Raw genomic sequence first — 12,623 nt, 5'->3', positions numbered from 1 at the left:
GGTTTTTTATGTAAAAATTATACAGATAGTACGTAAAATTAGGCAGATAAACTTTTTTTGATATACATTTGTAGGATCAAAAAATGATTTATGGCGAAGAATTTAGTAATAGTAGAGTCACCTGCAAAAGCAAAAACCATTGAAAAGTTTCTAGGAAAAGATTTTAAAGTAGAATCTAGTTTCGGACATATTTCCGATTTACCATCCAAGGAATTAGGGGTTGATGTTGAGGGTGATTTTAATCCCAAATACGAAGTATCCACAGATAAGAAAGCAGTTGTAAAAAAACTGAAAGACTTAGCTAAGAAAGCCGAAATGGTTTGGCTAGCAAGTGATGAGGATCGCGAGGGAGAGGCTATTGCATGGCACTTAGCCGAAACATTAAAATTAGATAAAGAGAAAACAAAACGTATTGTTTTTCACGAAATCACAAAATCTGCTATTTTAAAAGCGATTGAGAATCCACGTGGAATAGATTACGATTTAGTCGATGCCCAACAAGCACGACGTGTATTAGATAGAATTGTAGGTTACGAGCTGTCTCCAGTATTATGGAGAAAGGTAAAAGGTGGTTTGTCTGCCGGTCGTGTACAATCAGTTTCAGTTCGATTAATTGTTGAAAAGGAAAGAGATATACAAGGTTTTAGTCCTGTAGCATCATATAGAATAGATGCAGAATTTTCTAATGAAGATGGACAAAGCTTCAAGGCTAAACTTCCGAAGAACTTTTCAACTAAAAAGGAAGCTCAAAAGTTTTTAGAGAAAAATGCTCAGGCCGATTTTAAAGTAGCCGATTTACAAAAGAAACCAGCTAAAAAATCTCCAGCAGCACCGTTTACGACATCTACGTTGCAGCAGGAAGCCTCTAGAAAATTATACTTCTCGGTAAGTAAAACCATGACGATGGCGCAACGCCTTTACGAAGCCGGTTTAATTACTTACATGAGAACGGATAGTGTTAACCTTTCTGATGAAGCTAAAAAAGGAGCAGAGGCAGAAATTAGAAATGCTTACGGCGATCAATACAGTAAATCTAGAAATTATAAAGGAAAAGCTAAAGGGGCTCAAGAAGCTCACGAAGCGATTCGTCCAACCAATTTCGCTGTGCATTCAGTAGATATTGATTATGATCAAGCACGTTTATACGATTTAATATGGAAACGTTCTATTGCATCACAAATGAGTGAGGCAGAATTAGAGCGTACTAACGTAAAAATTAGTGCATCAACACACAAAGAAACCTTTACCGCAAACGGAGAGGTTATTACTTTTGATGGTTTCTTAAAAGTATATTTAGAAGGTACCGATGATGAGGATTTAGATGAACAAGATGGCATGTTGCCAGCTATGAAAACTAATGAGACATTACTTAATAGTTATATTACAGCAACCGAACGCTACACACGTCCGCCAGCTAGATATACGGAGGCATCTTTAGTTAAGAAGTTAGAAGAATTAGGTATTGGTCGTCCGTCTACATATGCGCCAACAATTTCAACTATTCAGAACAGGAATTATGTTGAAAAAGGTACTATAGATGGTGAGGAAAGAAATTATTCTCAATTAAAACTTCAAGATGGTACGGTAAACGATGTGACTTTATCAGAGAAAGTGGGGTCAGATAAGGGGAAGTTAGTTCCAACAGATATTGGAATGATTGTGACTGACTTTTTAGTGAATCACTTTGAGTCTATTTTAGATTATAGTTTTACGGCAAAAGTAGAAGCCGATTTTGATGAAATAGCAGAAGGAAAAGAAGATTGGAAGAAAATGATGAGATCATTTTATGATAATTTTCACCCAATAGTAGAAGATGTAAAAGAAAATGCCGATAGAGAATCTGGTGAGCGAATTTTAGGTGAAGATCCTAAAACAGGTAAACGAGTAAGTGTGCGTTTAGGTAAATTTGGACCAATGGTTCAAATAGGAACGGTGGATGATGAAGAGAAGCCACAGTTTGCAAGTTTAAGTCCAGATCAACAATTAAACTCTATTACCTTCGAAGAAGCGATGGATTTATTTCAACTTCCTAAAAATTTAGGGAATTTTGAAGATGAAGAAGTTGTTGTTAATAACGGGCGTTTTGGACCTTATGTAAAGTTTGGTGATGCCTATGTATCGCTTCCAAAAGGAACAGACCCATTAAGTGTGGAGCTAGATGATGCTATTGTTTTAATTAAAGAAAAACAAAAAGCTGATGCGCCAATTTACATGTATCAAGATTTACCTGTACAAAAAGGTAAAGGACGTTTTGGACCATATATAAAATGGAACAACCTGTTTATTAATGTGAATAAAAAATATGATTGGGATAATTTAACCGATGATGAAATTGTAGAGCTTATTGAAGTTAAGGTTCAAAAAGAAATCGACAAGGTTATTCATAATTGGGAAGAAGAAGGTATTCGTGTAGAAAAAGCACGTTGGGGCCGTCACAATGTAATAAAAGGTAAAATAAAAGTAGAATTAGCCAAAACGGTTGATGTTACAGAAATGACCTTGGAAGAAGCAGCAAAATTAATTGAAGCTAAAACTCCGAAGAAAAAAGCAAGAAAAAAAGCAGCGCCTAAAAAAACTGCAGCGAAAAAAACGACAACTAAAAAAACAACAGCGAAAAAGAAATAATTTTATAAAAAATGAAAATTTAACCACCTTTATTTGTGATATAAATTTTTACATTTATAGTGTTAGTTTTCTTTTTTTATTGATATTTGTGTAACGCAAAACAGCATAATTTAGTACACTTTAATGGATTTTAACTTTCTGTCTCCTGTTTCAGATTTTGTATTGGCTCATAATGAGTTGCTTTCAGCTCAGGCTTTAGGTCGAAAAATAAAAATTCACTCAGCACAGCAGGGCATTCCAGATTTAGATGGTGTTCAAATAGCTATAGTTGGTGTTTTAGAAAATAGAAACGATATTAATTATATAGGTGAAGAGTTTTGCTTAGATGAAATCCGAAAAGGATTTTATAGCCTTTTTCCTGGTAGCTGGAGTATTAGTGTTGCTGATTTAGGTGATATTGAAAAAGGCGAAAGTGTAGATGATACCTATTTTGCTTTAAAAGAAGTTGTAAATACTCTAATTAAGCAAAATGTAATTCCTGTGATTTTGGGTGGGTCGCAAGATCTTACTTATGCAAACTATCGTGCTTATGATAGTTTTGCGCCCATGGTGAATATAGTAAATGTTGATAGCAAATTTGATCTAGGCGATTCAACTAAACCTATTAAGAACAATAGTTTTGTAGGTAAAATTATTTTAGATCAACCCTATAACCTTTTTAATTACGCAACAGTAGGCTATCAAACATATTTTAATTCGCAAGAAGAAATAGATTTGATGGACAGTTTGTATTTTGAGTCTTATAGACTTGGGCAGATATCTCACGATATTACAATAGTAGAACCTGTATTAAGGGATGCTAATATTGTAAGTATCGATTTGGGGTCGGTAAAAAGCTCTGAAGTAAGTTTAAATCAAAAAGTATCTCCCAACGGTCTAAACGGTAAAGAAATTTGCGCCATAGCTAGATATGCAGGTATAAGTAATAAGGTGTCGTCTTTTGGTATTTACGAATACAAACCTTCTAGTGATGATGAAATAACATCTATGTTAGTATCACAAATGCTGTGGTATTTTATAGAAGGTGTGAATTATAGAATTAAAGATGATGATTTTTCAGATGAATATACTTACCAAAAATTCATTACTTTGGTAGAATCGGAAGAATTAGTTTTTTATAAGAGTAATAAGACAGGAAGATGGTGGATTGAAATACCTTTTTTGTCAGAAGTTAATAATAAATTAAAAAGGCATACGTTATTACCTTGCATGCACCAAGATTACAAAGATGCATGCAATAATAAAGTGCCAGAGCGCTGGTACAAAGCCATTAGGAAAAATAGCGTTTAACAAGGTGAAAAGGTTAAAATGCGCATTTCATCGTTTAAATGTTAATTTTTTACGACGAAATGTAATTTTTTTAGGTAAAAAGTTGTTTTTTAAAAAATATATAAATATGTTTACGCTCTCAAGTTAGAGCTTAAATAATTAACCGCGAGTTTTCTATGATTATGAAGAAGTTTATATTATTAACCACAGTAGTAGCATTGCTAGCAAGTTGCGGCTCAAATGACCGAGGTGAACTGGTTGGTGTGCAAGGAAAAAAATGGCATCCAGAAAAGCCTTATGGTATGGAGCTTATTCCTGGTGGCGCATTTATAATGGGTAAAGCTGATGATGATTTAGCTGGTGTGCAAGATGCACCTGCAAAAACTGTTACAGTACGCTCATTTTACATGGATGCAACTGAAATAACAAATAGTGAATATCGCCAATTTGTTAATTGGGTAAGAGATTCTATAGTTAGAATGAAACTTGCTGTATTAGCCGATGAAATTGGTAAAATTCCGGAAGACGGAGGTATTGGTGAGTTTGCATTTAAAGATGCCGATACAGCTAACATGTCTGTTTACGAAAAGTACATGTTCGAAAACTATACCGGATTAGGACCAACAGGTTACGAAGGTAGAAAGTTGAACAAAGATGTTGATCTTGTATTTGATACAGCTGAATACCCAGATGAGTGGTATGCAGAGGTTATGGATACTATGTATTTGCCTTTAGAGGCATCATACAACGGTCAACGTACTTGGGATGTTAAGAAATTTAAATTCCAATATAGCTATATGGATATTCAAGAAGCTGCTAATAACAGAGGTATTGAACGTAAAGATGCTATTAAAAAGGAAGAGTTAGAAATATATCCAGATACAACGGTTTGGATTAGAGATTTCGCATATTCTTACAACGAACCAATGCATAACGATTATTTCTGGCATGATGCTTATGGAGAATATCCAGTAGTAGGAGTGACTTGGAAACAAGCGAAAGCATTTTGTGAGTGGAGAACTTTACAGAAAAACTCTTACCAAAAATCTAAAAAAGGTGCAGCAATGGTAAATACGTTTAGATTACCATCTGAAGCGGAGTGGGAGTATGCCGCTCGTGGAGGTCTGCAAGCAGCAACTTACCCTTGGGGTGGGCCTTACACAAAAAGTGATAGAGGTTGTTTTATGGCAAACTTTAAACCTGTACGTGGAGATTATGCTGCCGATCAAGCTTTATACACTGTAGAAGCAAAATCTTATGAGCCTAACGATTACAACTTGTATAACATGTCTGGAAATGTTTCAGAATGGGTAAATGCATCTTATGATCCTTCATCTTATGAGTATACATCAAGTATTAACCCAAGTGTAAACGATAGAGATAACAAACGTAAAATTGTTCGTGGTGGTTCTTGGAAAGATGTAGCATACTTTTTACAAGTAAGTTCAAGAGATTACGAATATGCAGATTCTGCAAGAAGTTATATTGGCTTTAGAACCGTTCAAGATTATATGGGGACACAGGTAACAAAAAACGGTAACTAAGCTAATTGTATTAAATCAAATCAAATCATTATAAATTTTTATTAATTAACCTACTTAAGTATTCGTACTTAAATTAAAATCAGAAATTATGGCAAAGTCAAAAGGAAGTAAAAAAATCATGAACATGATGTATGGATTAGGAGCAGCAGTTGTTATCCTTGGTGCATTATTCAAAATAACACACATGGAGTTTGGACCACTAAATGGTAATACACTCTTAACAATTGGTCTAGTAACAGAAGCGCTTATTTTTGCAGTATCAGCATTTGAACCTGTTGATGATGAATTAGACTGGTCTTTAGTATACCCAGAATTAGCTGGTGGTATGGGATCAAAAAAAGAAGTAGTAGCTCAAAATGATGATGCTCAAGGTATGTTATCTAAAAAATTAGATAGTTTACTAAAAGAAGCTAAAATTGACGGTGAGTTAATTGCAAGCTTAGGAGATAGCATTAAAAACTTTGAAGGAGCTGCAAAAAATATGGGGTCTACTGTAGATTCTATGGAAGCAACAAAAAAATATGGTGCAGAGTTATCTTTAGCAGCATCTCAAATGGAATCATTAAACGGTTTATACAAAGTACAATTAGAAAGTGCTAGTAAACAAGCAAGTATTAATGAAGAATCTGTTGAAAATGCAGCGAAATTAAAAGAACAAATGCAATCTTTAGCTTCAAACTTATCATCATTAAATGGTGTTTACGGAGGTATGTTATCTGCAATGAATAAATAATTAATTAGGCTAATTAATAACCCCAAATTACTTATTATTAATTAACCATTAAAAACCTAATTAACCATGGCAGGAGGAAATTTATCACCTAGACAAAAAATGATTAATCTAATGTACCTCATATTTATTGCGATGTTAGCATTAAATATGTCGAAAGAAGTACTTTCAGCATTCGGATTAATGAACGAGAGACTTGTTGAATCTAACGAGTCTGCAGAATTGAGAAATAAATCATTCGTAGATAATTTAAAGTTAAAAGCTGAAGAGCAACCTGAGAAATACGAGCCTTTAAAGGCTAAAGGTGAAGCTTTAGATCAATTAGCTGGAGATTTTAGCGCATACCTAGAAGAATTAAAAACTAAAATGACCGCAACGGTTGATAATCCTGAAGAATACGAAAGTATGGATAAGGGTGATTATTTAGATCAAAACTTCTTTAAAGGTGGAAAATTAAAAGCTGAAGGCGAAGAATTTAAAGCTAAAATAGTTGGCTTTAGAGAAGGAGTTCTTAAACTTATTGAAGGCCAAAAAGGCATGGAAGATGTAGTTAAATCTGTAAAAGACAAATTTAATACTGACGATGTTAAACGTGGTGCAGGAACTGTAGAGTGGTTAGATCATAACTTCAAAGGATTTCCTTTAGTAGCTTCTTTAACTAAAATGACTCAATTACAGTCTGATATTAAAACAACAGAATCTGAAATATTAGGTAATATGTTGCAAGGAACACTTTCTAGTGAGGTGTCTATGACCAACTATACTACTTTAATGGAAACATCTAAATCTGCTTATTTTAATGGAGAGCAATTCGACGGACAAATTGTTTTAGGTCGTACAGATGCTTCAACAAAACCAAGTAGAGTTGAATTAACTTTAGATGGTAGAAAACTTAGCGATAAACAATACATTATTGAAGGCGGTAAGGTGAAACTTAAAGTTGGAACTGGTGGAGTTGGAGAGCATAAAATTGCAGGAGCTTTATATTTTGCTCAAGATGGAGAAGAGGTTGAAGTACCTGTAAACTCATCTTTTGCAACGGTTGCAAAACCAAATTCAGCAACTATTTCTGCAGATAAAATGAATGTAGTTTATAGAGGTGTTAAAAACCCAATGACTATTTCTTTTGCAGGTGTACCTGATAATAAAGTAAATGCTAAAGCTCAAGGTTTAGCTAAAGTTTCTGGAAGTAAATATGTTATGGATGCTACTAGAATTAAAGGTAGAGAAGTAACTATTAACGTAAGTGCATCATTACCTGACGGTGGTGGTAACGTAGGAGATAAAGCAACATTTAGAATTAAAGATTTACCAAAACCAACAGGAACTGTAAGAGGTGAAGATGGTGCTGTAAAAATGCAACGTAATAGTCTTGAAATTTCTACTATCGGTGCTAAGTTTGATGATTTTGATTTTGAATTACCATTACGTGTTACTGGATTCAAATTTAAAGTACCAGGACAACCAACAATAAGTGTAAGTGGTAGTAAATTAGATAGTAGAGCAAAAGGAGCTTTACGTAAAGCTAAGCGTGGATCTGATGTTACAATTTTTGATATTCAGGCCAAAGCAACCGGTGTTAGTGTAATACTTAAAAAAGTATCACCAATTATTATCGAGCTTACAAACTAAAAACGAAAACATAACGTTTAGTTATTACTGAATAATAAGTATTATAGGATGAGCATCTAAAATAAAATGAGTATTTTTATTTTAGATGTTTCATTAAAAACAATAAATAGTAAGCACATGAATTTGAAAAGTTTTTTATTAACTGTAACAACTGTTTGTACCGTATCTGGTATGTTTGCTCAGGCAAATATTTTAAATGCGAAAAGCCCAGAAGAAATTGGTGTTAGAACAGATGCTCAAAAGGCTGTAGATAACGATAAACCTTTAGAATACGGTTATGTTGATGATCGTGATATTCTATTTTCAAAAATGACTTGGGAAAAAGTTGTTTTAGATGAACGTTCTAACTTTCCTTTGTACTATCCTATAGATACTAATAACATTAGTAGTAACAGACGTTCATTATACGATGTTCTAATGAAGAACATTAAAAATGGTAAGATTGAAAACATCTATGACGATTCGTATTTTAATGCGAAAAGAACGTTAAAAGATATTGAATCTGCATTATCTAAAATTGATACAACAGGAGTTGGTATCGAGCAGTTAAATGCTGGAGAAGAACTTTCTGCGGAGTACATCAATAGAAGAGATATAACAGCTGCAGAAATTAGAGAATACCACATTAAAGGACTTTGGTATTTTGATAAACGTCAAGCTGAAATGAAATACCGTTTACTAGGTATTGCACCAGTGGCGCCAGATGTTAACTTTATTGATGACGATGAGCCAGACTTAGTTGAATTATTCTGGGTATTCTTCCCAGATGCTCGTGAGGTTTTACACGAAGCAAAATCGTTTAATGACAAAAATAGTTCTATGCCATTTTCATTCGATCATATATTGAATGCGCGTCGTTTTCATGGTTATACTTATAAAGAAGAAAACGTACAAGGTGATAGAGCCGTATCGGAATACATTTCTGATAATGCTTTAATGCAACTATTAGAATCTGATAGAATTAAAGATAAAATTAGAGATTTTGAATTAGATATGTGGACATATTAAATTCTAGATTTCATAAAAATATAAAACGCTCACTTTTAAGTGAGCGTTTTTTTGTTAAATAAAGTTTGTAAATATTTATCTTCGCAATACATGAAAGTAGATTATATTATTGTTGGAATTGGCTTAGCCGGTATTAGTTTTTGTGAGCAATTAAAGGCCCATAGCAAGAGTTTTGTGGTGTTTGATAATGCCTCACAACAATCGTCTACCGTGGCAGGCGGATTGTATAATCCGGTTGTTCTAAAGCGGTTCACATCGGTTTGGAAAAGTGAAGAGCAAATTGATTTAGCTTTAAACGTCTATGAAAACATAGAAAAAAGACTTAACGTGAAATTGGATTATAAAATCCCTGTTTACAGGAAGTTTGCCTCTTTAGAAGAACAGAACGATTGGTTTACGGCATCGGACAAACCGAGATTAACCCAATACCTATCTACTAAATTGGTTAAGAGCACAAATGAAGCTATCAATGCTCCGTTTAGTTTCGGTGAAGTTTTAACCACAGGAAGAGTAGATGTAAAAACTTTAATTGAAACCTATAAAACAGATTTACTTAAAGATGGTCTTTTAATTGAAAGTGATTTTGATTATGATGTTTTAGAAAGTGATGATGCTATGGTAAGCTACAAACACATTGAGGCGAAGCATATTGTGTTTGCTGAAGGTTTTGGAGTGACTAAAAATCCGTTTTTTAGCCATTTACCAATGGTGCCAACCAAAGGTGAGTTGCTTACTATTTTGGCGCCTTACTTAAATATGGAGGTTGTATTGAAGGCTGGTGTGTTTTTAATTCCGTTAGGGAACGATTTATATACCGTAGGCGCTACTTACGATTGGCATGATACTACACACGATGTTACAGATAAGGCTAAAAAAGAGCTTTTAGATAAGTTAGAAAAGGTAATTAATTGCGATTTCACTGTAGTAAATCAAGTGGCGGGAATTAGGCCAACTGTAAAAGATAGACGTCCTTTAATAGGGAAGCATAGTGATTATGGAAACTTATATGTTTTAAACGGTTTGGGAACACGTGGCGTAATGATAGGGCCTTACGTTGCTAAAGCGCTCTATGAGTTTATTGAATTAGGTACGCTTTTAGAGCCTGAAATAGATATTGCTCGTTTTAAGTAAATATCCTTTTTTGATTATAGTTACGAAGATAACTCTGGCGGATTGGTTTGCGTTAGGGATTGAACGGCTTGTTTAAGCTCCCCGACGGTAGGAGGTAGCGAGTAGTGAAAGCCCGACCTTTTGCAATTTTGCTAGGTTGTTTTAACCTTGCAGAATTGTAAAAGGTAACGCCCAAAATAAAATTAACTTTATTTTTTTGCTAATTTTTTGTCGTAACTCATAAAAAGATTGATCCAAATATTTCTAGAAACCCTCATAATTACCGGCATAAAACCAATAAGTGTTGCAATAATAGCGATGAATATTCCATTTAAAGTCGCATCGAACACAAAACTGCTAATTACAAAGGCCGCAACGGCAAAAGCTATACCAACACCGTAACTCACGTACATAGCGCCATAGAAAAATGATGGTTCTATCTTGTATTTTGTACCACAATTACTGCATTTTTCGTGCATGTTTAAGGTTTCGGTAAGTACATATGGGTTTTTGTTGGTGTACATAGATTCTTCTTGACATTTAGGACAAGTTCCCGTGAAAATACTATATACTTTTGAGCCTTTTTTAAACATATAATTTGTGTATTTTTGCAAGCGCAATTACAAAGCAAAAATAAGATTTTTATAACTAAAACTTTGTAATAAAAGTTACATTTCTATGATGAACATTCATAATTTATCGGTTTCATTTCAAGGCGAATACTTGTTTGAAGATATTACATTTAAACTTGGAAACGGCGATAGAATAGGCCTTATTGGAAAAAATGGGGCTGGAAAATCGACCATGCTTAAAATTTTATCGAAAGAAATGGAGCCTGATACAGGACAAATTGCTGCAGATAAAGAATTAAAGATTGGCTTTTTAAAACAGGATATCGATTTTATTTTAGGTCGTACGGTTTTAGAGGAGGCTTACGAGGCTTTTGTTGAAATTAAGGAATTGGAGGCCAAAATGGAAGAGGTTAACACTCAAATGGCCGAACGTACCGATTATGAGAGTGAAGGTTACCACCAATTAATGGTAGATATCAATGATTTACAGCATCAATACGATATTTTAGGAGGTTACAATTACCAAGGAGATACTGAAAAGATTTTACAAGGTTTAGGCTTTAAACGTGAAGATTTTGGAAAACTTACCGATACTTTTTCGGGTGGATGGCGTATGCGTATTGAGTTGGCTAAATTATTATTACAAAATAATGACATCTTACTACTCGATGAGCCTACCAATCACTTGGATATTGAATCTATTATTTGGTTAGAAAGCTTTTTAAGAAACTATACCGGTGCCGTAGCTATTGTATCTCACGATAAAATGTTTTTGGATAATGTTACTAATAGAACTATTGAAATTTCTTTAGGAAGAATATATGATTACCCTAAACCGTATTCTAAGTTTTTAGTATTGCGTGAGGAATTGAGAACGCAACAATTGGCTTCTCAAAAAAATCAACAAAAACAAATTGAGCAAACCGAGAAGCTTATTGAGAAGTTTAGAGCGAAAGCATCTAAGGCTACTATGGCGCAATCGCTTATTAAAAAGCTTGATAAAATTGATAGAATTGAAGTTGATGAGGATGATAATAGCGTAATGACGCTTAACTTCCCAGTATCTATTACACCAGGGAAAGTAGTAGTTGAAACCAACAAAATCTCCAAAAAATATGGTGACAATCAAGTTTTAAGTGCTATTGATTTACTTATTGAACGTGATACTAAAACCGCTTTTGTGGGTCAGAACGGACAAGGTAAATCTACACTTGCCAAAATAATGGTAGGAGATATTAAACATGACGGTGAATTAAAATTGGGACATAATGTGCAGATTGGATATTTTGCTCAAAACCAAGCCGAGTATTTAGATGGTAACAAAACCGTTTTAGATACCATGATTGATGCTGCAAATGAAACGAACCGTAGTAAGGTTCGAGATATTTTAGGGTCGTTTTTGTTTAGAGGAGACGAGGCTGAAAAATATGTACGTGTACTTTCGGGTGGTGAGCGTAACCGTTTGGCGTTAGCAAAATTAATGTTGCAACCGTTTAACGTGCTAATAATGGATGAGCCTACCAATCACTTAGATATTAAATCTAAAAATGTATTGAAGGAGGCTTTAAAGCGCTTTGAAGGTACGTTAATATTAGTTTCGCATGATCGTGATTTTCTACAAGGGTTAACGCATACGGTTTACGAGTTTAAAGACCAGCAAATAAAGAAATACCTAGGTGATATTGATTATTACTTAGAGAAACGAAATGTAGATAGTTTACGTGAGGTTGAAAAACGTACGGTAATTAAGGAAGTTCCGAAGGAAAAAAATCAGCAATCTTACGAAGATCAAAAGAAAATAAAATCTTTAAATAATAAATTAAGCAACGTTGAGTCTAAAATTAGCGAGATGGAGCGCAAAATTAAAAAGATAGATGCTGAGCTTGAAATTAATTATGAAGAAGTTTCATCTAAACCAAATTTCTTTGATGATTACCAAAAAATGAAATCTGATTTGCAGAATTTTATGCAAAAATGGGAAGATATTCAAATGGAAATTGAAAAGTTTTAGGTTAAAAACCTGATTTAATACCTGAAATTTAAATTTACGTGAGTAATTAACAATAATATTTAGATTTCTTTAAAATTTTAACGGAAACTGCAAATGTGTAGTTTCCGTTTTTTTTATGTTTT

Annotated in this window: 9 protein-coding genes; 8 read left to right on the top strand and 1 reads right to left on the bottom strand. The window is 33.8% G+C overall.

The features are described 5' to 3' along the window. Positions 1 to 90: 90 nt before the first annotated feature. The 7 genes from topA to GQR98_RS02145 all read left to right on the top strand — a co-directional run bounded on the left by topA (position 91) and on the right by GQR98_RS02145 (position 9,939). Positions 91 to 2,625, top strand: a complete 2,535-nt coding sequence (gene topA, locus GQR98_RS02175) for a type I DNA topoisomerase (protein WP_159018084.1) — start codon at positions 91 to 93, stop codon at positions 2,623 to 2,625. 123 nt (positions 2,626 to 2,748) lie between these two features. After that, positions 2,749 to 3,915, top strand: coding sequence for a formimidoylglutamase (locus GQR98_RS02170; protein ID WP_159018083.1), 1,167 nt, complete (start codon positions 2,749 to 2,751; stop codon positions 3,913 to 3,915). 161 nt (positions 3,916 to 4,076) lie between these two features. Then, positions 4,077 to 5,438 carry a gliding motility lipoprotein GldK gene (gldK, locus tag GQR98_RS02165; protein WP_199270256.1) on the top strand — a complete coding sequence of 454 codons (1,362 nt, stop codon included), beginning with the start codon at positions 4,077 to 4,079 and terminating at the stop codon, positions 5,436 to 5,438. Between the two features lie 88 nt (positions 5,439 to 5,526). Further along, the gene (gene gldL, locus GQR98_RS02160; protein ID WP_159018081.1) at positions 5,527 to 6,171 is read left to right on the top strand and encodes a gliding motility protein GldL; all 645 of its coding nucleotides are present in this window, start codon (positions 5,527 to 5,529) and stop codon (positions 6,169 to 6,171) included. 66 nt (positions 6,172 to 6,237) lie between these two features. Next, the gene (gene gldM / locus GQR98_RS02155) at positions 6,238 to 7,800 is read left to right on the top strand and encodes a gliding motility protein GldM (protein WP_159018080.1); all 1,563 of its coding nucleotides are present in this window, start codon (positions 6,238 to 6,240) and stop codon (positions 7,798 to 7,800) included. A 117-nt stretch (positions 7,801 to 7,917) separates the two neighbouring features. After that, complete coding sequence (gene gldN / locus GQR98_RS02150; protein WP_159021060.1) at positions 7,918 to 8,808, top strand: gliding motility protein GldN; 891 nt, start codon at positions 7,918 to 7,920, stop codon at positions 8,806 to 8,808. Positions 8,809 to 8,898: 90 nt separating this feature from the next. Next, complete coding sequence (locus GQR98_RS02145; RefSeq protein ID WP_159018079.1) at positions 8,899 to 9,939, top strand: NAD(P)/FAD-dependent oxidoreductase; 1,041 nt, start codon at positions 8,899 to 8,901, stop codon at positions 9,937 to 9,939. 188 nt (positions 9,940 to 10,127) lie between these two features. On the opposite strand, the gene GQR98_RS02140 is transcribed toward GQR98_RS02145, so the two are convergent. Continuing rightward, complete coding sequence (locus GQR98_RS02140; RefSeq protein WP_159018078.1) at positions 10,128 to 10,511, bottom strand: DUF983 domain-containing protein; 384 nt, start codon at positions 10,509 to 10,511, stop codon at positions 10,128 to 10,130. 85 nt (positions 10,512 to 10,596) lie between these two features. On the opposite strand from GQR98_RS02140, the gene GQR98_RS02135 reads away from it, so the two are divergent. After that, entirely contained in the window at positions 10,597 to 12,501 is a 1,905-nt protein-coding gene (locus GQR98_RS02135; RefSeq protein WP_159018077.1) for an ABC-F family ATP-binding cassette domain-containing protein, read from the top strand. Positions 12,502 to 12,623 lie beyond the last annotated feature (122 nt).

Origin of the sequence: Algibacter sp. L3A6 (genome assembly GCF_009796825.1) — a bacterium.
Classification (GTDB): Bacteria; Bacteroidota; Bacteroidia; order Flavobacteriales; family Flavobacteriaceae; genus Algibacter.
Note: the sequence above shows the minus strand (reverse complement) of the source record. Positions and strands in the feature narration are given on the sequence as shown.